Raw genomic sequence first — 22,259 nt, forward strand, 5'->3', positions numbered from 1 at the left:
CATAGACCAGAGCAAGTCACAATTCCTTCGCCGTCTGTGTTACCCACTAAACTTTTTTTCGCCAGAAGGCACAAATTAGGCGCGACAATGCGCGATAAATTACGTATTTTGTTTAGCATACTAAACCTAGCTTTCGTCAGCCGGCAACGAGCTTAAAATAGACCGGTGAGGCGATAGCGCATTGCCAGAGAGCAGTGATGAGCGAACTCATAGATGATTTTGCCACCATTTATCCATTCCCGCCCAAACCTGCGGCACTGACGGAGGGGGAAAAGGCAGGTCTGCGCGATAACATTGCACGTCTGCTTAAGGCGTGCAACGCGGTCATTGTGGCCCATTATTATACCGATCCTGAGATACAGGCGCTGGCGGAAGCGACCGGCGGCTGTGTTGCAGATTCGCTGGAGATGGCGCGTTTTGGCAGCAGCCATCCGGCCACCACGCTGCTGGTGGCCGGCGTGCGTTTCATGGGCGAAACCGCCAAAATTCTCAGCCCGGAAAAAACCGTGCTGATGCCGACGCTGCACGCGGAGTGCTCTCTTGATTTAGGCTGCCCGGAGGCCGAGTTCAGCGCGTTTTGCGACGCTCACCCTGACCGGACGGTAGTGGTCTACGCCAATACCTCCGCGGCGGTCAAGGCGCGCGCCGATTGGGTGGTGACCTCCAGTATCGCGGTTGAGCTTATCGATCATCTCGACAGTCTAGGAGAGAAGATTATCTGGGCGCCGGATCGTCACCTTGGCCGTTATGTGCAAAAACAGACCGGTGCGGATATGCTGTGCTGGCAGAGTGCCTGTATTGTGCATGATGAATTCAAGACCCAGGCGCTGCGCCGCATGAAAAGACTCTATCCCGACGCGGCCGTGCTGGTGCATCCCGAGTCGCCGCAGGCGGTAGTCGACCTGGCTGATGTGGTGGGTTCCACCAGCCAGCTCATTCAGGCGGCCAAAACGCTCAAGCAGCAGCAGATGATTGTCGCCACCGATCGCGGTATTTTTTACAAGATGCAGCAGGCGTGCCCGGAAAAAAACCTATTGGAAGCACCGACCGCCGGGGAGGGCGCCACTTGCCGCAGCTGCGCACATTGCCCGTGGATGGCGATGAACGGCCTCAAGGCTATCGCTGCAGGGCTCGAACGCGGTGGGGTGGAGCATGATATACGAGTAGACGAAGCGGTGCGTCAGCGGGCGCTGGTGCCGCTAGATCGCATGCTGTCATTCGCAGCCGACCTCAAGCGCTGTTAAGGACAAGGCGCGACGCCAACGCCGCAGCAGGTGGCGACAATGGGAGCAAGACGTAATTATTGCTCAAATCTCGGACATTCATGCGGCGGCCGCTAATGATAACATGTCCCGTTTGGACCGTGCCCTGGCCTGGCTGGATACCCTGGCGCCAGACGTGCTTGTCCTCTCCAGTGATTTGATTGATAATGACGAGATTGAGGGCTATCCGGCGATAGCGGCCCGGTTGGCAAGGCGGCCTTATCCCGCCTATGTTCTGCCGGGCAATGCCGATAACAGGGCAGCCATACGAGCGGCGATACCTGCGCCTTACTGGAACGATGGGGGGCGGGCGGGGAGCGCTGCTGGTCAGGTGGAGACGCATCTGCCGTGGCTGCAAGACGCACTGTCCCCTGCTGGCCCTGCGGCGTCGATAGTATTTTTGCACCACCCTGTTTTCCCAATAGGCATTGCGCCGTTGGATCGGACGATGTGCGGCGGCGCAGAGGCCCTGGGCACGCTATTGCGCCATCATCCCCGTCGTCCGCTGGCGATGGGCCATGTGCACTGGCCCGCGGCAGGTACGCCGGCGGGTATCCCCGCCTTTCTCTGCGGCTCCATCTGTCCCGCCAACCCGTTGTGGTTTGGCAGGCGACGGTACCCCCGGCGGGCGATCCTCCCGCTCTGATGATCCATCGTTTTATCAACGGCGCCCTCGCGAGATACTTCGTCTCGATTTAAGCCCGCCGGCGTACGCGCTGACTGTGCCCACGGGCGGGGGGTGAGGATGCGCGCACTAGCCTCAGCGGACCAGATCGTTAACGGCTGCAAAGCGGCATCGTCAATGATGATGGGCGTGCAGATTTACCGCGCCCTGATGAATCGCACAATCATCTTCCTCGCAATGCTGGTATTGCATTTGAATGGTGGCATGTCCAATGTGGTAATGCTCCAGCAAATAGTCCTGAATGCGGTGCAACAGACCATCGTGGTCGCGCGGCGGAATTACCTGCATATCCAGCGTCATCAGCGGCGCTCGTCGACCTGCCAGAGATGGACATGATGGATATTGCGCGTCATCTCGCGCTTGAGCTTTTCAATATCAAACTGCTGCGGGGGGCCTTCAAGTAACTCATGCAGGCTTTCGCGCAGCCGCCGCCAGCCGCTGCGCAGCAACAGACAGGAAACCAGTATCGACAACAGCGGGTCAACCGGTAGCCAGCCCGTGTAGAGGATCAACAACACGGCGATAATGGCGCCTACCGAGCCGAGCAAATCTCCCAGCACATGCAGCGCCGCGGCGCGCAGGTTATATTTTTTTCGCCGCCGCCGCCGCCGCCGCCGCCGCCGTGCAGCAGCCAGAATGACACAATATTCGCCACCAGCGCGGCCACGGCAATGGACATCATGGTCCATCCGGCGATGGGTTGAGGGACAAGAAAGCGATGCGCGGCTTCCCAGACAATCATCACCGTGATAAACAGCAGCGCCAGAGCGTTGAGAAACGCCGCCAGCGTCGTCAGGCGCAGATAGCCGAATGTGTGGCGGCTGTTCGGTCGCCGCGACGCGAACCGCACCGCCAACAATGCTATCAGCAGTGCGGTGGTATCGGTAAGCATATGCCCGGCATCCGCCAATAACGCCAGCGACCCGGATAACCAGCCGCCGATCACTTCGATAAGCATGAACAGCGCCGTGACGACAAACGCCGCCAGCAGGCGTTGATGGGCGCCCCTGTCCACCTCCGGCGACGTGGCGTGGTCATGCCCGTGGTGGCTGCCGTGGTGTGCCCGCGTTGCGGGGGCGTGTGAATGTAGAGGATCTGCCGGCATAGGGATTCCTGTCTGTCTGTCGCGAAACGGCCGCTGGCCGCGCTGCTCTATCAGTTTACCTACCGCTATCGCCCTTTATCATTTATCGTTCGGTCGTGGCTTTGCGGCTTGACCTCTGTGCGCAAGCCACCAGCCACCAGCCGCCAGCGGCATCCAGGCTTCCTGATAGCGCAGGGGCCGGCAGGATGGGATAAAAAAATCAGGCCTAAGACTGATTTCTGTTTGCCCGAGAAAGGCCGGGCAATGGACCTGCGTGAGTTACCGGATGAGTTTTACTGCGTCGTGCCGTCGGTTTTGGTGCCTTCCGGCGTTCCGGTGCCGGTGGTACAGGTTTCAACTTTTTTGTTCACGTCCGGGCAACGGCCGTCTTTACACATGGTGTTTTTTATGCTGCTCGGCTTTATTCAGGCCGGAAGCATCGGTACCCGTTGTCGATCCGGTGGTATTGGTATTAGTGCCGCTATTGTTAATATCCTTATTATCCACTCTGTTCGGCGCATTTTTCTGCAATTCAGTCACACCGTTATCGGTACCGCCCGCGTTAGAGCCCGTACCGTGAGCCGCCATGACTGCACTGCTGCCCAGCATCATTGCTGTCGTAAGAAAAAGTATTGCCATTTTTTTACTAATGCTCGTCTGCATAGTTTTTCCTCTTAACCCGTTTTTGGTAAAGCTCCGCGGACGGAAAGCCCGCTGGAGAGAGAATGTCGAGATAAAAAACATCCCACTGAGAAAAAATGAAAGCCGGTGCTGACCGGAGTTAAGTGCCGGTTATCTTTGGCTTATCATAAATTAAGCATAGTAAAGAATTAGCCAATATCAAATTTTATAGCTTTTAATACTGCTTTGTGGATTTACAGTCTGAACCACAAGGGATAGATTGAATCACCTTTTTTAAACATGTCGTGCCTGGAGCTAAGCAGAATTAACATGAATTACCAAAATGATGATTTACGCATTACCGAGATTAACGAATTGCTGCCGCCGGTAGCGTTATTGGAAAAATATCCGGCGACGGACCGCGCAGCCAGTACCGTTTCCGCCGCGCGTTCGGCGATTCACAAGATCCTCAAAGGTAATGATGATCGTCTACTGGTAGTGATTGGCCCCTGCTCGATTCACGATCCCGACGCTGCGCTGGAATATGCCGGGCGCCTGCTCAAACTGCGCGAAAATCTGAGCGGCGAGCTGGAAGTGGTGATGAGAGTCTATTTTGAAAAGCCGCGCACCACCGTCGGTTGGAAGGGGCTTATCAATGATCCCCAAATGGACGGTAGTTTCCACATTAACGATGGGCTGCGTATCGCGCGCCGTTTACTGCTGGCGATTAATGACAGCGGTTTGCCCGCGGCGGGCGAGTTTCTCGATATGATCACTCCGCAATATCTGGCGGATTTGATGAGCTGGGGAGCTATCGGCGCCCGTACCACTGAATCCCAGGTTCACCGAGAGCTAGCTTCCGGTCTTTCCTGCCCGGTGGGATTCAAAAACGGCACCGACGGCACCATTAAGGTTGCGATTGACGCCATCAACGCCGCCGGCGCGCCGCACTGCTTCTTGTCGGTCACCAAGTGGGGGTATTCCGCTATCGTCAACACCAGCGGCAACGCCGATTGCCATATCATTTTGCGCGGTGGCCGCGAGCCCAACTACAGCGCCCATCATGTTCAGGCCGTGAAAGAAGGACTGACCAAGGCCGGGCTGCCGGCGCAGGTAATGATCGATTGCAGCCATGCCAACAGCAGCAAACAGTTCAAGAAGCAAATGACGGTGGCGGATGATGTCTGCCAACAGCTGGCGGCAGGTGAAAGCGGTATTATCGGCGTGATGGTGGAAAGTCATCTGGTCGAAGGGAATCAGAGCGCCGAATCCGGCACGCTGGTCTATGGCCAGAGCGTGACGGACGCTTGCATCGGTTGGGAAGATACCGAGCGTCTGCTTACCCAATTGGCGCAAGCGGTGAGCGCGCGTCGGCAGATATAACAACAACGCGACGTCACTATCCTAAACGGGAAAGCGCCGGCGCGGCGTCCTTTGCGCGCCCCGCGGGGCGGGGAGGTTATTTCGCTTTACCCTGATTGGCGACCGCGGCGGCTTTGGCGGCGATCTCGTCAGCGTTGCCGAGGTAGTAATGTTTAATCGGCTTCATATTGTCGTCGAATTCGTACACTAACGGCACGCCCGTCGGAATATTCAGTTCCAGAATTTCTTCTTCGCTCAGATTGTCCAGGAATTTCACCATGGCGCGAATGGAGTTACCGTGGGCAGCTATAATGATCCGCTCACCGCTCTTCATGCGGGGAAGAATTGTTTCGTTCCAGTAAGGAATCACGCGATCAATGGTCAACGCCAGGCTTTCGGTAGTCGGCAGCTCGGCGGCGCTCAGGTTGGCGTAGCGGGGGTCATGGCCCGGGAAACGCTCATCTTCACGGGTGAGTTCCGGCGGCGTAATCGCGAAACCGCGACGCCACTGTTTCACCTGCTCGTCACCGTATTTTTCCGCGGTCTCGGCTTTATTGAGCCCTTGCAGTGCACCGTAATGACGCTCATTCAAACGCCAGGATTTTTCCACCGGCAGCCAGGCCTGGTCCAGCTCGTCCAGGACGCCCCAGAGGGTATGAATAGCGCGCTTCAGTACCGAGGTGTAGGCGAAATCAAAGACATAGCCATCCGCTTTCAGTACCTGGCCCGCTTGCTTTGCTTCGGTGAGGCCCTTGTCAGACAGGTCTACATCCGTCCAGCCGGTGAAACGGTTTTCATTGTTCCACTGGCTTTCGCCGTGACGTATCAGAACCAGTTTAGTTACAGCCATTACGCGACTCCTCAAAGTCCTAAGATTTTCATGATAACTCCCCGCATTATATGGCCTGCTTATATCAGGCGACAACCGCCAGTGCGCCAACCACGGGAATAAATCTCATCGGCAAACCGTTTATAATGCCTGGAACCGGTAGCGGGTCTGCGAATCGTAGGCGTCCGACTGCTGGAGCCAGCAGGCGTGCTGCGGGATCTTCCGCGCTGGAAAGACCCGGATAGAGCAGATAACCGTGATCGTAACCTTTCATACGCTGCTGGTCGTGGTCGCGCAGAAAGTCGGTGGCGATGGTTTTCGGCTGACGGAAATCCATACCGGTATTGCCGACATCGGTCGGATTGGCGCAAGGTATCCCCTCGCTGTCCACCGGCAGGTAATCATTGGCCATGATCTGCAGGCGCTGTTGGCGAACATCGCTGTTGGCGCCGTCGGGGTGAAAATAGCCGTGATTGGTGAGATTGACCGGACAGGGCTTATCTAGCGTAGCGTGATAATCAATTTGTAGCGCATTATCGTCAGTAACGGTATAACGCACGTCCGCCACCAGATTGCCGGGATAACCCTGATCGCCGTCGGTGGAATGCAGCCGGTATAGTACGGAGGTCTGATCGTGCTCCACCAACTGCCAGCGCCGGTTGTGAAACTCTTCCGGCCCGCCGTGTAGCTGATGCTTGCCCTGATTGGCGGAAAGCGTAAAACGCTTGCCATCGTGGTTCAGCGTCGCCTGGCGAATGCGGTTGGCGTAACGGGCCGACGGTGGCGCCGAGATAGGCGTTCTGGCGCAAATAATCCATCGGTGTCTGGCAGCCCAACAGAACTTCCCGCGTCCCCCCCGCCTGCAGTGGGACCTGACAGGAGAGCCAGGTGGCACCCCAGTCCATCAGGGTGACCTGAAACCCCTGGTCATTGCCGAGGGTGACCAGCCGTAATGGCTGACCGTCGGGCGCCTGGCCTGATTCATACTCTTTCAGCATACCCCTGCTCCTTCGCTGGCGTGACAGACATAAACTGCTGCTTTCAACCCGGTTTGTTGCTCGTAGTGTTTTGCCACGGCCGCCCGCACGTCCTCCACGCGGTCAGTGGGCACCAGCGCCACCACGCAGCCGCCGAAACCGCCGCCGGTCATCCGCACGCCGCCGGCTTAGCCGATTTCCTCTTTGATAATCGAGACCAGGATATCGATGGCCGGCACGGTTATCTCAAAATCATCGCGCATCGAGGCGTGGGATTCCGCCATCAAACAGCCCATCAGCGCCAGGTCTCCCGCCGCCAGTGCATTCGCCGTGGCCAGCGTGCGCGCGTTTTCGCTCAACACGTGGCGCATGCGCTTGGCGACCGTGCTGTCAAGCTCATGGGCTACCGCCTCAAATTGATCCAGCGCCACATCGCGCAATTTTTCCACCGCGAAAAAGCGCGCGCCGGTTTCGCATTGCTGGCGGCGGGCGTTATATTCGCTGTCCACCAAGCCACGTTTAACGTTGGAGTTGACGATAACCACTGCGATATTGTCCGGCATCGGCATCGGCATCGGCATCGGCATCGGCATCGGCACCGCGCGGGTGCCCCAGCGTGCGGCAGTCGATCAATAAGGCGTGATTGTCTTTGCCCAACGCCGAAATTAACTGATCCATTATGCCGCAGTTACAACCGACAAACTGATTTTCCGCTTCCTGACCATTAAGCGCCAGCGCTACGTTATCCACCGACAGGTGATAGAGCGATTGCAACGCTTTGCCCACCGCTACTTCCAGCGCGGCAGACGAACTCAGGCCCGCCCCTTTGGGAACGTTGCCGCTAATAACCAGGTCGGCGCCGCCAAAATTCCCGTCTCGGCGCTGTAAATGTTTTACCACGCCGCGCACATAATTGGACCATTGCTGATCGGCATGGGACAAAATTGGCTCATCCAGAGAAAAAATATCGTGCTGGCGGTCATAGTCCACGGCAATAATCCAAATTTTGCGATCGTCGCGGCGGGCGCAGCTTATGACCGTCTCGTAATCGATGGCGCAGGGCAGTACAAAACCGTCGTTATAATCGGTGTGTTCGCCAATAAGATTGAACCGGCCGGGTGCCTTGACCGTCAGGACAGGGGCATAACCAAAGGCGTCGCGAAAAACGGTTGCAGTGGTGTTTTGTAAACTCATCGTGAGGCTCCAGATTGCCGAAAATGATTCTCGCTGACCGCCCGCAGGCGTTCGGCGGCTTGTTCTGAGGTCAAGTCGCGCTGGGTTTCCGCCAGCATTTCATAGCCCACCATAAATTTGCGCACCGTAGCGGAGCGCAGCAGCGGCGGATAAAAATGCGCGTGCAATTGCCAATGGGCATGGTCGCCGTCGCTAAAGGGCGCGCCGTGCCAAACCATAGAGTAAGGAAAAGAGCATTGAAACAAGTTGTCGTAGCGGCTGGTGAGCTTTTTCAGCGCCAACGCCAGATCGGCGCTGGTCTCGCTGTCCAGATCGGGCAAGCGCTGGACAGGGCGTTTGGGCAGCAACAGCATTTCAAACGGCCAGGCGGCCCAGTAAGGGACGACCGCCAGCCAATGGCGGGTATCGACCACGGTGCGCGCGCCGTCCGCCAGCTCGCGGGTGGCGTAGTCGAGTAACATCGATGAGCCCTGCTGCCGGTAGTACTCCCGTTGCAAACGGTCTTCGCGTTCGGCTTCATTCGGCAGGAAACTGTTTGCCCAGATCTGCCCATAGGGATGGGGATCGGAACACCCCATGGCGGCGCCTTTGTTCTCGAATACTTGCACCCAGGATAGGTTTTGCCCAGCTCCGCACTTTGCTCACGCCAGGTATTGACCACCGCTTCCAGCGCTGGTAGCGACAGTTCGGGCAGCGTTTTACTGTGGTCCGGCGAAAAGCAGATCACCCGGCTGGTGCCGCGGGCGCTCTGATTGCGAAAGAGGGGGTCGTCGCTGGGCGGTGCGTCCGGCGTATCTGGCATCAGCGCGGCGAAATCGTTGGTAAACACGTGCGGTACGGTAATCAGGATTGCGATCGCCGGTGATGCGGGTATTGCCCGGGCAAAGGAAACAGTCCGGATCATGGGCCGGTAGCATTTGCACCGAGGGCGTTTCCTGATGTCCCTGCCAGGGGCGCTTTGCCCTGTGAGGCGAAACGAGGATCCATTGGCCGGTCAAAGGGTTGTAACGCCGATGCGGATGATCGACGGGATTAAATGGCTGCATGCTATTTCCTTAATCCGGATAGCCGTTCGGGTGCCGGGATTGCCAGTGCCAGGTGTCGCGGACCATGTCTTCCAGCGTCCGGCTGACCCGCCAGTGCAATTCCCGCGCGGCCTTTTCCGGCGCAGCCCAATAGGCGGCCAAATCGCCGTCGCGGCGGGGAGCGAAATGGTATGGCAGTGGCTTGCCGCAGGCCTGGCTGAACGCTGCTACCACGTCCAGCACGCTATGGCCTTTGCCCGCGCCCAGATTATAAATATGCACCCCGGGCGGCCGGTCGCGTAAGGTGGTCAGCGCCGCAAGATGACCATCGGCCAGATCTAATACATGAATATAGTCGCGCACGCCGGTGCCGTCAGGAGTCGGAAAATCGTTGCCAAAAATGGCCAGTGACGGGCGACGTCCCACCGCGACTTGCGCAATAAAGGGCATCAGGTTGTTGGGCTGGCCCTGGGGATCTTCGCCCATCTCGCCCGAGGGATGAGCGCCGACCGGATTGAAATAACGCAGCAGGCTGACGCTCCAGCGGGGATCGGCGTGCTGTAGATCCTGCAAAATCTCTTCAACCATCAATTTGCTGCGGCCGTAGGGGCTGGCAGGGCGGCCGGTGCGAAGACTTTCGTCATAAGGGATCACAGGCTGATAGCCATAGACGGTCGCGGAGGAGCTGAAGATCAGGTTAAAGATACCGGCCTCCCGCATGGCTTTCACCAGCGTGAGGGTGCCGTAAACGTTATTATCATAATAGTCTATGGGCTGGGTGACCGATTCCCCTACCGCCTTCAGACCGGCAAAATGGATCACTGCGTCAATATCGTGCTCGGCGAAAATCTGCGTCAGTAGCCGTTGATCGCGGATGTCGCCTTGATAAAACGCCGGCGTATGGCCGCTCAGTCGGCCAATCGCAGACAATACTGAACGCTTGCTGTTAGCTAAGTTGTCGATAATGACGGGCGTCACGCCGGCAGCGATAATCTGTAAGCAGGTGTGGCTGCCAATGTAACCGCTACCACCCGTAACCAGTACTGACATAGTTCAACTCCCTTCATTTTTCCTTCATTATAGTAGCACGAGCACGGTAAAAAAAGAGTGTTCCTGCCGCTATTTATGAAATCGGTTACATTCATAATAGCGCAGAAATAGGTGTCAACGCCAGTGTCTATCAGACTTTCACCGCTGGCATGTCCTTTAAGGAAGCGGTAAGAGAGATTATAGGTGGTAGCGATTACACCACGAATTCGTTAACGCTTACATTGTGGCAAGACGTTGACCTAAATCGGTAAGGCGTTACCTGTAAAGCGGCAGGACGAATGATGGTGCGGCCAGAAAAGAGAGTGAGCTGTCGTCGCTGCCGATCGTCATCGGCGGCTCGGGGCAACTCAGAGCAACGAAGGGTTATCGCAGAGAAACACGTCGACGTGCGTGCAGCGGGACACGTGCGTAGGTTACGCCAGCGCAGGCGCGATGCCGGGTGCGCCGGTTGCATCACGACAGGACGATAACAGGGGCGGCGACGGATCCGCTCGCCGCCAACCTGCCGCCTCAGGCGCTGAGCGTTTCCACCTGGTAGTGGTACCGATCGGCGTCAGGTACGAAGGTCAGCCGGTGGGTAATACATTCCGGCGCATCCTCGGCATGATGGGACACGAACAGCAGTTGCTGGTGCCTTGTCCAATTAAAACATCAATCCAGCGGCGCACCAATTGGCGGTTGAAGGGATCCAATCCCTGTAGAGGTTCATCGAGGATCAGCAAATCCGGACGCGCCATCAGAGCCTGACACAGCAGCACCTTGCGCGATTCGCCGGTGGAGAGGTATTTGAACCGGCGCGTCAGCAAGTGGCGAATGCCGAACTGACTCGCTAAATGTTGACATCGCTCATCGTCAGCCTCCTGTTGCTGAATAATTTCCGCTGCGGTGCTGCCTGTATCCTCCTCGCCGGGACTGAGCAGATCGGTATTGGCCCCCGCTGCCACTCTTCTTCCATCAGACGCTGCACTTGTTCCAACGACAATCGGGCTATGCGTTGATAGTCCGTGTGCCGCTCGCCGGCCAATACCGTTAATTTGCCGGCCAGTGCGCGCCAGGGTGGATTTACCGCTACCGTTGGCCCCAACAAAGGCCCAGCTCTCGCCGGTGTGGATAGCGACGTTATCCATGGTAAGAGTGCGGATATCATTGAGCCGGAATGAACCTTGCAAAATTTGCAATGAAAGCATTAATTGTTCCTTTTAATGCAATAGTACGGTCAGCATGGGAAATTTGTGTGGGGATGTCAATGGCGGCCGTCCGCCTTTAGCACAGCGTGGCGCATGAGCTCTTTTCAGTCAATGCGACATGCAATCGGGTATGGCCATAGGCCAGCGCGACCGTCACCTGCTGCTGTACAGCTTGACAACTGCGGCTGACGATAGTGCCAAAAAACTGATTGCGTGCGCTGGTTTGCAGCGAGAAACGCGAGATCGCTGCAAGCAGACTGTCTAACGGCAGCGTATCGTCCTGCAGGACATCGAACGCTTTTTGTTGGATCTGGCCCAAGAGGTCATAGAGCTGAAACAACCTTTCAGAGTATCGGGTCAGGGTGCCGCCGCTGCCCTTGCTGCCGGTTGCGCGCTCAACTAGCGACTGTTCCGCCAGCGTATTCATGGCGTTAATCGCATCCCAGGCACTTTTGTAGCTAACGCCCGCCAGTTTTGCTCCTTGTGTGATGGAGCCGGTTGCGCGAATCTGTTTAAGCAACTCAATGCGGCGTGGGTCGGCAAACAAGTGCTGCCGGAGTTTCAGGGTTAACAGAATTTCTGCCTGCATGAGGGAACCTCGTGGCTTTTAAAAGGGAAATTTTCGCTTATCTTACCGGCAGCGGCGAATCATGCCGGTCGCGATAACATAAAAGGCCTAATCGCTACAGCCAGAAACTGGTATAAAGGCAAGAAAGATAACCATTATGAGCCAACTCTATGCTATGAGGTAACAATGCTTGAACTATTAGAAAGCCTGGCCATTGTCATTTTGATGGTGCCTGTCGTCATGGCGATCATCCTGGGTCTTATCTACCTGCTGGGAGAGCTGTTTAATATCATCTCGAAGTTTGCCCAGCCCAAACAGCGCCGTCAGCCGAGCGACGATGTGAAGCCGGCTTCGCGCCAGTAATCTGGCATCCGGCGTGCGTGCCTGCTCAAAAGGCGCGCAGGTCCGGGACGCTCAGGCCCGAAGGCGCGGAGGTTGGTGTGCGCCGCTGATGGGCAAGGTGCATCAGGAGCAAGCGGCCGTTCTCACCGGCCGGTCTGACCCGTGTGCTTTGTCACACCCTGCGCGTTCGCACGCGATGCCCGTCTCTGTTCCTCCCTTTCTGCACCGTTTCGCCGTTATAATCACCGTCTTTGCGGATCAGCCCATGCCGGGACTTTACACACCCGGCTCTGGCGCATACTCTGTGGGCGTTTAATTAGTATTTTAGTTATCAATGAGGATGTAATGGAACCACGGGAAAGCGGCAAACAACGGGTCGCGGTGCTGTTCGGCGGCCAGTCCACCGAGCATGAGGTGTCGTTGCGCTCATCGATGAACGTCATTCGCGCCATCGACCGGCAAAAATACGATCTGACCCTTATCGGGGTGGATAAACACGGACGCTGGACGTTATGCGACGAGCAGGACTATCTGCTCAATGCTGACAATCCCGCCGCCATCCGTCTGGCGCCGGCGCGGTGCTACCTGGCGGTGGTGCCCGGTCAGTCGGGGGCGCAACTGATTGATGCCGCCAATGGCCAGCCGTTTCCGTCGATTGATGTCGCTTTCTCCGTATTGCACGGCGCCAGCGGTGAGGACGGGTCGGTACAGGGCCTGCTGCGGGTGCTCAATATCCCCTACGCCGGGCCGGATGTACTAGGCTCGGCGGTGTGTATGGACAAGGACATGACCAAGCGCGTCTTGCGCGACGCCGGGGTGCCGGTGACACCTTCGGTGACGCTGCTGCGTACCGGCGATGCCGCGCCGGATGTCGACGCTATCATCGGCCAGCTGGGTCTGCCGCTGTTCATTAAACCGGCCAGCCAAGGCTCTTCCGTCGGCGTGAGCAAGGTGACCGACCGCGCTGGCTTTGCAGCGGCGCTGGCGCTGGCTTTCCGTTATGATGCCAAAGTGCTGGTGGAACAGGGGATAAGCGGTCGGGAAATCGAAACCGCCGTGCTGGGCAACGATTCTCCCGAGGTCAGCGTCTGCGGCGAGATCCTCGCCAACGACGAATTTTACGCCTATGACACTAAATACCTCAAGGGCGCCCAGGCGGGGCTGGTTATCCCGGCGGCGCTGCCGGCGCCCATCGCCGATGCCCTACGGCAGATGGCCCGGGAGGCCTATCTGGCGCTCGGCTGCAGCGTGATGGCGCGGGTGGATTTCTTTTTAACCGACCAAGGCCAAATCTTGCTTAATGAGGTTAACACCTTGCCGGGTTTTACCTCGATCAGTATGTATCCCAAGTTGTGGGAAGCCAGCGGGCTGGATTATCCCGCTCTGGTGGATCGCCTGATCGTGCTGGCGCGCGCCTCAGCCAGACAGAACGCTGAAATCAGATAGCCGTACCAGACGGGCGCAGCCGGCCCATGGATTATGACTCGGCAGCCGTGCCGTGAGCTGATGGCCCCGCAGTCGGGCCACGGATTATGATTCTGCGTTCGTAAACTCAGGCTAGCAGGCGCTGGCGAATGAAATTGGCGATGGTACGGCGCTTCGTTATCGCCAATGACGACGTCGGCGCGCGCCTTGATGGCATCATCGCTTTGCCCTATCGCCACGCCGAGACCGGCGCTTTCGAGCATGCTGAGATCGTTAAAGTTATCACCGAAAGCGACCACCTGATTCATGCTGAATCCTTGTGCCGTGACCCAGTGTGCCAGCAGGCGGCCTTTGCTGTTGCCCCTTTGCGCAATATCCACCTGATAGTGCCAGGACCATTCGCAGGCCAGCCCCAGCTCAAGCTCTACGCTTCGGCGAAGGTTTGCAGCTTGCCGATATCCGTATTGGAGGTAGCGAACTTCCAGATCGCCTGCGCCACTTGCGCCGCCGCCAGGCTGTCTACCTGCACAAGCGTCGGCCGCTGGGCCGGCGGCAGGGTCTCCGACCAGGCCAGGGAGCGCAGGACATGATCGGTCGGATGTTGATACAGCATGGTGTCATCGACGTACAGCAGGCCGTGTACGTCATACTGGTCCAGAAGATGCAGTACCGTAAGCGTCTGGGTCTTGTCGAGGGGTTGAGCGGTTAACACCCGCCGCGCCGGGTAATCGTACAGATAGGTCCCGTTGCAGCAGATTGCAGGGGTATCTATTTCGAGAGCTTGATAGAAGGGGTGGATGGCAACGTGATGACGGCCGGTGACCACCATGACCTGCAGGCCGGCGGTGCGCGCCTATTGAAGTGCGGCCAGAGACTCCGGCAGTATACGTTTTTGGTGGGTCAGCAGTGTGCTGTCCAGATCTAGGGCAATAAGGCGATAATCCATAGGTTTCCTATTGAGTAAGTATTTCAATCATTCTGCAATGTTACACCCTCGGCGCGGCGGCGAAAACCGTGATAATGTGGGTGGCTAACGGTGACATGCTTAACCACGGCGTGCCGTAAAGGTGAAAAAACCTTGCCAAACAACGGACGCCATGCCTGCCAGAGAAGCGAATTTAGGAGAACACATGAAGCAAATTGTCTATGTTGCCAGCCCGGAGAGTCAGCAGATACACGTCTGGCAAATGGATAACCAGGGTGCGCTAACGTTGCTGCAAGTGGTGGATACCCCGGGACAGGGGCAGCCGATGGTCATCCATCCGGCAAGAACGCACCTCTACATTGGCGTCCGGCCGTCCTTTGGCGTGGTCAGCTATCGGATTGATGAAAAAGGATTGCTGACCGAAGCCGGCATGGCCCCGCTGCCGGGCAGTCCGACGCAACTGACCACCGATTTGCAGGGCGAGACGCTGTACAGCGTTTCCTATAGCGGCAGTTGTCTCTCCGTCAGCCCCATCGACGAGCAGGGTATCGTCGGCGCGCCGACGCAGACGCTGGAAGGCTTGACCCATTGCCACTCCGCCAATGTTGACACCACCAATCAGGTACTTTGGGTGCCTTGCCTGCAAGAAGACCGCATCCGGCTTTATACCATTGGCGAGGCCGGTCATTTGACGCCCCGCACGCCGGAAGCATTAGACAGTGTGGCCGGCGCCGGGCCGCGCCATATGGTATTTCACCACGGCGGCGGTTACGCCTACGCAATTAACGAGCTCAGCGGTACGGTCAACGTAATTGCCATAGACGCCGCAGGCGCCGGTCCACGCATCGTGCAGACGCTGGATATTATGCCGGCCGGCTTCAGCGACACCCGCTGGGCGGCGGATATCTATATCACGCCCGACGGCCGCTGGCTCTATTGCTGCGATCGCACCGCCAGCGTCATCAGCCGGTTCGCGGTGTCTGAAGACGGCGGGGTTCTGCGCCTACTGGGGCATCAGGCAACTGAATCCCAGCCCCGCGGTTTCAATATCGATAGCCAGGGCCGGTTTTTGGTGGCCGCCGGGCAGAAATCGCACCATATCGCGGTTTACGCTATCGATGCGCAATCCGGCGCGCTGGATCCCCTGGCGCGCTATGCGGTGGGACAAGGGCCGATGTGGGTGTCCGTCCTGGCGCGTTGACTCCCCGCTTCGCCGGGCCGCTCCATGCTTAAGCCGTAGCTGTTCGCCCGGGCAAGTGTCTGCGGGCCGTCGCATTAACGGTAAGTGACGGTCAACGACGCACTGCCCAGGGTGTGGAAATGCACGTTGAAGCCAATCATCGTGCCTCTGGCGTTTTCATCCACCTCCAGATGATCCACATCCAGCGCATGCACGGTGAACTGGTAGCGATGCGTTTCTCCCTGCGGCGGCGCCGTAGCCTGCACTGCCAAAATCTGTACATCCCTGCACGGCGCCCGCAGGCAGATTGTCCTGACCGGAGCCCGCCCCTTGGGGCAGCATACGGACATCCGCCGGAATATTGGCCACCAGCCAGAGCCGGTCGGCGCGTCTGGAATCAAACACCGTAATGACAAAACTTTTCGTGCCTGCTGGGACATTATCCCAGGCCAGGTGCAGCGAAATATTATCCCCTTGATATCCCATACCGTTGAACACATGGCGCTCGGGTAGCGTCGTGCCGGGCTGCAGATCGTGGCTAAATAAGGTAAACACGCGGCTCTTCTCCTTTCAGGCATTAGCGGTTGAGGATTTTTAATAAATTTTGCGCGGTGGCCGTCGACGAGGCCGGGTTCTGGTCGGTGACCAAATGGCCATCCGTTACCGAATAGGACTGCCAATCCTCGCTACGCTCAAAATGGCTGCCGTGTCGCCGAAGCTCATCTTCCACTGAGAACGGCACCACGGTAGTCAACCGGCACGCTTGCTCTTCGCTATTGGTAAAACCGGTGACCCGCTTACCGACCACCAGCGGTGTGCCGTCAGGCTTTTTCGCATGGCGCAGCACCCCTGGTCCATGGCACATGGCCGCCACCGGTTTGCCGTTGGCGAACTTTTGCTCGATAAGGGCGATGGAATGGGGATCTTCCGCCCGCAAAGTATCGACCCTGACGGTGGTGGCCAAGGCCTGCTGCGCGGCGCGATCGGTGCGAAACCGCTCGGTGTCCTGGGTTTGCGCGTCCACTTCGTCGCTCTTCGGATCCAGCGGTGGCTGACCGCCTTTCGGCGAGACCAGGGTTATCTCTATCCCGGCATCATGCAGGGTATAATACGGCCCGACCAGCTCTTCCAGCCAGAAACCGGTCATGGGATGTCAAGATTATGGCGACTTTCATCAGCATTCTCCATTGGTTGCGGCGCGCGGGATAAGGATCGCCGGCGACGAGGCCCTGACCCGATGCCAAAAGAGCGGCCCGGGAGTTCGGGGCTGGGGTTGGCGCAGCCGGCCTGATCCTTACTCCACCGCCGCGGCCCATCGGCGCTGCGCTCGTTTCGCCGAGCCACATTCATGCTCGCCGGCGGCGGATCGCCTCGGGCCGCAAACGTCAGAGGTTAAGCATAGCGTATGTGGCCCGGCGCGCATGCGCACCCTGTGCCGACGACGTCACGAGAGAAAATGCGTCGGCGAGTCCAGGGCGTCGGTAATGGCGTCGATAAGCCACGCAAGCGCCGGCGGTGAGATGATGTAGGGCGGCATCAGGTAAATTAGCTTGCCGAAAGGACGGATCCACACGCCGCGATCGACAAACCATCGCTGCAGCGCCGCCATATTGACCGGCTGTGTCGTTTCCACTACTCCTATGGCGCCGAGCACCCGCACATCGCGCACCCGCGGATGGTCGGCCAGCGGTAACAACCCGGCGCTAAGCCCTGCGGCAATCGCCGCTACGCGTGGGCGCCAGCTTTCGTCTTCCAACAGCGACAGGCTGGCGTTGGCGGCGGCGCAGGCCAGCGGATTGGCCATAAATGTCGGCCCGTGCATGAAACAGCCGGCGTCGCCATCGCTGAGGGTATCCGCTACGTGGCGACGGGTCAGCGTGGCGGAGAGGGTCAGGGCGCCGCCGGTCAAGGCTTTTCCCACACAAAGGATATCCGGCGAGATGCCGGCGAGGTTGCAGGCGAACCATTCGCCGGTGCGGCCGAAACCGGTAGCGATTTCATCGGCAATCAGCAATATTCCATAGCGATCGCACAGCGCCCGCGCCCGGCGCAGGTATTCGGGATGGTAAAAGCGCATCCCGCCGGCGCCCTGCACGATCGGTTCCAGAATCACCGCCGCCAGCGTACGGTGGTGGGCGGCCAACAGGGCGGCCAGCGGCGCATCGTCTCCCTCGCGCCAGGTGTCGTCGAAACGCCGTCGGGGGGCCTCGATGAACCGATGTGGGGGCAGGTAGCCCTGATATAGGCTGTGCATCGAGTTATCGGGATCGCATACCGACATCGCGCCAAAGGTATCGCCGTGATAGCCCTGGCGCAGGGCAAGTAACTCGCGCCGTGGTTCGCCGCGGGCCTGCCAATATTGCAGCGCCATTTTTATCGCCACCTCCACGGCTACCGAGCCGGAATCTGCCAGGAAAACGCAGTCCAGACCGGCCGGCGTCAGCGCCACCAGGCGACGACACAGGGCCACCGCTGGCGGATGGGTAATGCCGCCGAACATCACATGGGACATGCGGCCGATTTGATCCTTCATCGCCTGATTGATAACCGGATGATTGTAGCCGTGAATAGCCGCCCACCAGGAGGACATACCGTCGACCAGGCGGCGGCCATCGCTGAGGGTCAGCTCACAGCCGTCGGCGGAGACCACCGGGTAGGCCGGTAGCGGCCGGGTCATGGAGGTGTAAGGATGCCAGATATGGCGGCGGTCGAAGGCGAGGTCATTGGCCTGCATCGGATTATCCTGTAAACTAAATTTTTAATATATTGTTGACAGTGTAGCGGCAAACTCTACACTGACGCCATCTATTTCCTTCAAGATGCTGTGGATAACCGACATGTCAACCTCTCAACGCTGGACGCAGGCGCAGGCCAGAGCTCTGTTTGATAAACCCTTTCTTGAGTTATTGTTCGAGGCACAACAGGTGCATCGCCAGCACTTTACGCCGGGCGAGGTGCAGGTCAGCACGCTGCTGTCGATTAAAACCGGCGCCTGCCCCGAGGATTGCAAATACTGTCCGCAAAGCGCGCGTTACAGCACCGGACTGGAGAGCGAGCGTCTGATGCAGGTGCAGCAAGTACTGGACGCCGCCCGTAAGGCACGGGACGCTGGTTCAACGCGCTTTTGCATGGGAGCCGCCTGGAAAAATCCGCACGACCGCGATATGCCGCTGCTTGAGCAGATGGTGCAGGGCGTGAAGGCGATGGGGCTTGAGACCTGCATGACGCTCGGCATGCTTAATGATCGTCAGGTGCAGCGACTGGCGGAGGCGGGGCTGGATTTCTATAACCACAACCTGGATACCTCGCCGGAATTTTACGGCAGCATCGTTACGACCCGCAGCTACCAGGACCGGCTCGATACCCTGAGCAAAGTCCGGCAGGCGGGAATTAAAGTGTGCTCCGGCGGCATCGTCGGCCTGGGGGAGGATATCCGCGATCGCGCGGGGCTGCTGGTGCAACTGGCCAATTTGCCGACGCCGCCGGAAAGCGTACCCATCAACATGCTGGTGAAGGTGAAAGGAACGCCGCTGGCTGATAATGAGGATGTGGATCCGTTCGAGTTTATCCGCACCATCGCCGTGGCGCGCATTATGATGCCGCGTTCACACGTGCGCCTGTCGGCGGGACGGGAGCAGATGAACGAACAGACCCAGGCGCTGTGTTTTATGGCCGGTGCCAACTCCGTGTTCTACGGCTGTAAATTGCTCACGACGCCTAACCCGGGAGAGGATCGCGACATGGCGCTGTTCCACAAGTTGGGTATCAATATCGAACGTCGCACCGCCACGCAGGGCGATGTGGCACAGCAAGCGCAACTGGCCGAAGAACTGCTCACCGCGGATACGGCGCATTACTATAATGCGGCACGCTGATGGCCGACGGATGGATGGCGCGCATCGACGATGCGCTGGCGCAGCGGCGCCGGGAGCAGACCTACCGCGAACGCTGGGCGCTCAGCGGCGGCAACGATCGCCTTATCCGCGACGGCGATAGACAATACCTGAATTTCTCCAGCAACGACTATCTGGGACTGGCGCGCCACCCCGAGGTAATTGCGGCGTGGCAGCAGGGCGCGGCGCAGGCGGGGGTAGGGGCAGGCGGATCGGGGCATGTCACTGGTTACGGTCTGCATCATCAACGGCTGGAACAGCGGCTGGCCGACTGGCTGGGCTTTCCGCGCGCGCTGCTGTTTACCTCGGGTTTTGCCGCCAATCAGGCGTTGGTGGGGGCATTAACAGCCTCCGGCGACCATATCTTGGCGGACCGCCTGAGCCACGCTTCGCTGCTGGAGGCGGCGATGCACTCGCCGGCGACGTTACGGCGCTTCGCCCACAACGATGCCGATGCCCTGCAGCGTCTGTTGCGTCGTGACTGCGCCGGCAACCGTCTGGTTATTACGGAGGGCGTGTTCAGCATGGATGGCGATCGGGCGCCGCTGCCGGCGTTGGCGGAGATAACCCGGGCTGCCGGCTGCTGGCTGATGGTAGATGATGCTCATGGTATCGGCGTCGTCGGCGAGGAAGGGCGCGGTTGCGCCTGGGCGCCGGCAGGCCGGCCGGACCTGCTGGTGGTCACCTTTGGCAAGGCGGTGGGCGTCAGCGGCGCGGCGGTGCTGTGCGCGACGCCGGTGGCGGAATACCTGTTACAGTTCGCGCGTCATTTGATTTACAGCACCGCGCCGCCGCCGGCGCAGATAGCGGCTATTGACGCCGCCTTGACTGTCGTGCGCCGCGGCGACGCCCTGCGCCAACGCCTTTGGGACAATATCGTCCGTTTCCGCCGCGGCGCCGCGGCGCTCGGATTTGCGCTGGCGCCATCGGACACCGCCATTCAGCCGCTGGTGATTGGCGATAATCTGCGCACGCTGCAACTGGCGCAGCGCCTGCGCGAGCGCGGCGTCTGGCTGACGGCAATCCGCCCGCCTACCGTCCCGCCGGGCAGCGCACGGCTGCGTATTACGCTCACCTCCGCCCATTTGGCCGACGATATTGATACGCTGCTGGAGGCGTTGTCTGATGCACAACTTCAGAACGCTTAATCCGTCGGCGGACCACAAACCGGGCATCGCCCGCCGTTTTAGCCGCGCCGCGCCGCATTACGACCGCTACGCGGCCTTTCAGCGCGCCTGCGGCGATAGGCTTTGCGCCCTGACAGGGCCGGTTGAAGGACGGCGGATTCTCGATGCGGGCTGCGGCACCGGGTGGTTTAGCCGGCGCTGGCAGGCGCAGGGAAATCAGGTGGTTGCCCTCGATCTCTCCGCTGCCATGCTGGGCTTTGCCCGACAACAACGGTCTGCGGAGGCCTACATCCTGGGCGATATCGAACGGTTGCCGCTGGCGACGGGATCGATGGACATCGTATACAGCAATCTGGCGGTGCAATGGTGTGATGATTTGCCGCGGGCGCTGGCGGAGCTGCACCGTGTACTGCGGCCCGGTGGCATTCTGGCGTTATCCACCCTGGCACAGGGATCGCTGAAAGAGCTGGCGCAGGCGTGGGGACAGGTGGATGACGGCGTACACATCAACCGTTTTCTGCCGCAGGCGGCTATCGCCGCAGCCTTCGCCCCTTATCGCCATCGCCTGCTGGCCGAGCCGTATCGCTTGCACTATTCGCAACTTACCGATTTGTTGCGGGAAATCAAAGGTGTGGGCGCTGGTTATCTTCACGATGGCCGCACACCTGGACTCACCAGCCGCAGCCGCCTGCGGGCGTTAGAGGCCAACTGGCCGCACCGGCCGGCGGGGCTGCCGCTGAGTTATCGCGTGGTTTATGGGATAATTTACCGTGACTAAACGTTTTTTTGTGACCGGAACCGATACCGATGTCGGTAAAACCCTGGCGGCGTGCGCGTTACTACAGTCCGCCGCGCGGGCCGGCTATCGCGCTGCGGGGTATAAACCGGTGGCCTCCGGGTGTGAACTGACCCCCGAGGGGCCGCGCAACCGCGATGCGCTGGCGCTGATGGCCAACGGTAATGTTGCGCTTGGCTATCAGCAGGTTAACCCGCTGGCGTTTCTTGCGCCAACGTCGCCCCATATAGCCAGCCACGATGACGGCCGGCGTATCGACGCCGCCGCGTTATCGGCGGGACTTCGGACAGTGGAAACCGCCGCGGACTGGCTGGTGGTCGAGGGCGCAGGAGGGTGGTTTACCCCGTTGGCGGAAACGCTAACTTACGCCGATTGGGTCGTCGCCGAGCGGCTGCCGGTGATTATGGTGGTCGGGATGAAACTTGGCTGTATTAATCATGCACTGCTGACGGCGCTGGCGGTACAACAGGCGGGGCTGCCGCTGGTGGGGTGGATTGCCAATCATCCTACGCCGACCAGCCACCGGCCGCGGGATTATCTGGCGGCGCTGCAACAGCGGCTGAATGCCCCGTTATTAGGGGAAATTCCCTGGCTCGACGCGGCGGAAAAAGCGCCTTTGGCCGACTATCTTGATCTCACGCTGCTTGGTGGCCCGTTCTAAGAAGACCCGCTGCAGCCGGCTGTATCGCTGCGGCGAGCAGGACGGCCGCTCATACTGTCCATATCG

Annotated in this window: 14 protein-coding genes and 9 pseudogenes; 10 read left to right on the plus strand and 13 right to left on the minus strand. The window is 59.1% G+C overall.

The window, feature by feature from the left end:
- The first annotated feature begins 197 nt into the window (after positions 1-197).
- Together nadA and SGP1_RS07595 are read left to right on the plus strand one after the other, a co-directional pair.
- Positions 198-1,244 (plus strand): quinolinate synthase NadA, encoded by a 1,047-nt coding sequence (nadA, locus tag SGP1_RS07590; RefSeq protein ID WP_011410726.1) that lies wholly within the window; start codon positions 198-200, stop codon positions 1,242-1,244.
- A 103-nt stretch (positions 1,245-1,347) separates the two neighbouring features.
- Positions 1,348-1,908 carry a hypothetical protein gene (locus tag SGP1_RS07595; protein WP_011410727.1) on the plus strand — a complete coding sequence of 187 codons (561 nt, stop codon included), beginning with the start codon at positions 1,348-1,350 and terminating at the stop codon, positions 1,906-1,908.
- 153 nt (positions 1,909-2,061) lie between these two features.
- On the opposite strand, the pseudogene zitB reads toward SGP1_RS07595, so the two are convergent.
- Positions 2,062-3,052 (minus strand): annotated as a pseudogene (gene zitB, locus SGP1_RS35615) (CDF family zinc transporter ZitB).
- Between the two features lie 272 nt (positions 3,053-3,324).
- A pseudogene (locus SGP1_RS07605) lies at positions 3,325-3,694 on the minus strand (YbgS-like family protein).
- Between the two features lie 288 nt (positions 3,695-3,982).
- Between SGP1_RS07605 and aroG the strand changes: the two are divergent.
- A complete protein-coding gene (gene aroG / locus SGP1_RS07610; RefSeq protein ID WP_011410730.1) occupies positions 3,983-5,035 on the plus strand; it encodes a 3-deoxy-7-phosphoheptulonate synthase AroG in 1,053 nt (350 codons plus the stop codon).
- Positions 5,036-5,111: 76 nt separating this feature from the next.
- On the opposite strand, the gene gpmA is transcribed toward aroG, so the two are convergent.
- From gpmA to SGP1_RS07645, 7 genes and pseudogenes are all read right to left on the minus strand, one after another.
- Positions 5,112-5,864 carry a 2,3-diphosphoglycerate-dependent phosphoglycerate mutase gene (gene gpmA, locus SGP1_RS07615; protein ID WP_011410731.1) on the minus strand — a complete coding sequence of 251 codons (753 nt, stop codon included), beginning with the start codon at positions 5,862-5,864 and terminating at the stop codon, positions 5,112-5,114.
- A 181-nt stretch (positions 5,865-6,045) separates the two neighbouring features.
- Positions 6,046-6,841, minus strand: a pseudogene (locus SGP1_RS26850) (galactose-1-epimerase); the annotation flags it as partial.
- Positions 6,835-8,014: pseudogene (gene galK, locus SGP1_RS07625) on the minus strand (galactokinase). The pseudogenes SGP1_RS26850 and galK, both read right to left, overlap by 7 nt.
- Positions 8,011-9,060 (minus strand): annotated as a pseudogene (galT, locus tag SGP1_RS07630) (galactose-1-phosphate uridylyltransferase). Before galT ends, galK begins: the two co-directional pseudogenes overlap by 4 nt.
- 9 nt (positions 9,061-9,069) lie before the next feature.
- A complete protein-coding gene (galE, locus tag SGP1_RS07635) occupies positions 9,070-10,089 on the minus strand; it encodes a UDP-glucose 4-epimerase GalE (protein WP_011410758.1) in 1,020 nt (339 codons plus the stop codon).
- A gap of 566 nt (positions 10,090-10,655) precedes the next feature.
- Positions 10,656-11,276 carry an ATP-binding cassette domain-containing protein gene (locus tag SGP1_RS07640; RefSeq protein ID WP_050747487.1) on the minus strand — a complete coding sequence of 207 codons (621 nt, stop codon included), beginning with the start codon at positions 11,274-11,276 and terminating at the stop codon, positions 10,656-10,658.
- A gap of 94 nt (positions 11,277-11,370) precedes the next feature.
- Positions 11,371-11,865, minus strand: a pseudogene (locus SGP1_RS07645) (LysR family transcriptional regulator); the annotation flags it as partial.
- 165 nt (positions 11,866-12,030) lie between these two features.
- Here SGP1_RS07645 and SGP1_RS26855 point away from each other — a divergent pair.
- Positions 12,031-12,207, plus strand: coding sequence for an AcrZ family multidrug efflux pump-associated protein (locus SGP1_RS26855; protein ID WP_041866749.1), 177 nt, complete (start codon positions 12,031-12,033; stop codon positions 12,205-12,207).
- A 324-nt stretch (positions 12,208-12,531) separates the two neighbouring features.
- Positions 12,532-13,632, plus strand: a complete 1,101-nt coding sequence (gene ddlA, locus SGP1_RS07655; RefSeq protein WP_011410760.1) for a D-alanine--D-alanine ligase — start codon at positions 12,532-12,534, stop codon at positions 13,630-13,632.
- 106 nt (positions 13,633-13,738) lie between these two features.
- Here ddlA and SGP1_RS07660 read toward each other — a convergent pair.
- Positions 13,739-14,557 (minus strand): annotated as a pseudogene (locus SGP1_RS07660) (pyridoxal phosphatase).
- A gap of 184 nt (positions 14,558-14,741) precedes the next feature.
- On the opposite strand from SGP1_RS07660, the gene pgl reads away from it, so the two are divergent.
- On the plus strand, positions 14,742-15,737 hold the full coding sequence (gene pgl, locus SGP1_RS07665; protein ID WP_011410761.1) for a 6-phosphogluconolactonase: 996 nt from the start codon (positions 14,742-14,744) through the stop codon (positions 15,735-15,737).
- Between the two features lie 74 nt (positions 15,738-15,811).
- On the opposite strand, the pseudogene SGP1_RS07670 reads toward pgl, so the two are convergent.
- The 3 genes and pseudogenes from SGP1_RS07670 to bioA form a co-directional block, all read right to left on the minus strand.
- Positions 15,812-16,202: pseudogene (locus tag SGP1_RS07670) on the minus strand (YbhB/YbcL family Raf kinase inhibitor-like protein).
- Between the two features lie 91 nt (positions 16,203-16,293).
- Positions 16,294-16,891 (minus strand): annotated as a pseudogene (locus tag SGP1_RS07675) (type 1 glutamine amidotransferase domain-containing protein).
- 269 nt (positions 16,892-17,160) lie between these two features.
- A complete protein-coding gene (gene bioA / locus SGP1_RS07680) occupies positions 17,161-18,450 on the minus strand; it encodes an adenosylmethionine--8-amino-7-oxononanoate transaminase (RefSeq protein WP_011410763.1) in 1,290 nt (429 codons plus the stop codon).
- 103 nt (positions 18,451-18,553) lie between these two features.
- Between bioA and bioB the strand changes: the two genes are divergently transcribed.
- From bioB to bioD, 4 genes are read left to right on the plus strand one after another with little or no spacing between them, the layout of a single operon-like run.
- Positions 18,554-19,591, plus strand: a complete 1,038-nt coding sequence (gene bioB / locus SGP1_RS07685; protein ID WP_011410764.1) for a biotin synthase BioB — start codon at positions 18,554-18,556, stop codon at positions 19,589-19,591.
- Positions 19,591-20,757 (plus strand): 8-amino-7-oxononanoate synthase, encoded by a 1,167-nt coding sequence (gene bioF / locus SGP1_RS07690; protein ID WP_011410765.1) that lies wholly within the window; start codon positions 19,591-19,593, stop codon positions 20,755-20,757. Before bioB ends, bioF begins: the two co-directional genes overlap by 1 nt.
- Complete coding sequence (gene bioC / locus SGP1_RS07695) at positions 20,735-21,514, plus strand: malonyl-ACP O-methyltransferase BioC (protein ID WP_011410766.1); 780 nt, start codon at positions 20,735-20,737, stop codon at positions 21,512-21,514. The genes bioF and bioC overlap by 23 nt, the downstream gene beginning before the upstream one ends.
- Positions 21,507-22,193: a dethiobiotin synthase gene (bioD, locus tag SGP1_RS07700; protein WP_011410767.1), complete on the plus strand. Its 687-nt coding sequence runs from the start codon at positions 21,507-21,509 to the stop codon at positions 22,191-22,193. Before bioC ends, bioD begins: the two co-directional genes overlap by 8 nt.
- Positions 22,194-22,259: the final 66 nt, after the last annotated feature.

The organism is Sodalis glossinidius str. 'morsitans' (assembly GCF_000010085.1).
GTDB lineage: Bacteria > Pseudomonadota > Gammaproteobacteria > Enterobacterales > Enterobacteriaceae > Sodalis > Sodalis glossinidius.

Coding starts and splice junctions, on each gene's coding strand:
- SGP1_RS07595 (WP_011410727.1), top strand. CDS start 1,348: ATGTCCCGTTTGGACCGTGCCCTGGCCTGGCTGGATACCCTGGCGCCA.
- bioA (WP_011410763.1), bottom strand. CDS start 18,450: ATGCAGGCCAATGACCTCGCCTTCGACCGCCGCCATATCTGGCATCCT.
- SGP1_RS26855 (WP_041866749.1), top strand. CDS start 12,031: ATGCTTGAACTATTAGAAAGCCTGGCCATTGTCATTTTGATGGTGCCT.
- aroG (WP_011410730.1), top strand. CDS start 3,983: ATGAATTACCAAAATGATGATTTACGCATTACCGAGATTAACGAATTG.
- bioC (WP_011410766.1), top strand. CDS start 20,735: ATGCACAACTTCAGAACGCTTAATCCGTCGGCGGACCACAAACCGGGC.
- gpmA (WP_011410731.1), bottom strand. CDS start 5,864: ATGGCTGTAACTAAACTGGTTCTGATACGTCACGGCGAAAGCCAGTGG.
- ddlA (WP_011410760.1), top strand. CDS start 12,532: ATGGAACCACGGGAAAGCGGCAAACAACGGGTCGCGGTGCTGTTCGGC.
- bioB (WP_011410764.1), top strand. CDS start 18,554: ATGTCAACCTCTCAACGCTGGACGCAGGCGCAGGCCAGAGCTCTGTTT.
- galE (WP_011410758.1), bottom strand. CDS start 10,089: ATGTCAGTACTGGTTACGGGTGGTAGCGGTTACATTGGCAGCCACACC.
- nadA (WP_011410726.1), top strand. CDS start 198: ATGAGCGAACTCATAGATGATTTTGCCACCATTTATCCATTCCCGCCC.
- bioF (WP_011410765.1), top strand. CDS start 19,591: ATGGCCGACGGATGGATGGCGCGCATCGACGATGCGCTGGCGCAGCGG.
- pgl (WP_011410761.1), top strand. CDS start 14,742: ATGAAGCAAATTGTCTATGTTGCCAGCCCGGAGAGTCAGCAGATACAC.
- SGP1_RS07640 (WP_050747487.1), bottom strand. CDS start 11,276: ATGCTTTCATTGCAAATTTTGCAAGGTTCATTCCGGCTCAATGATATC.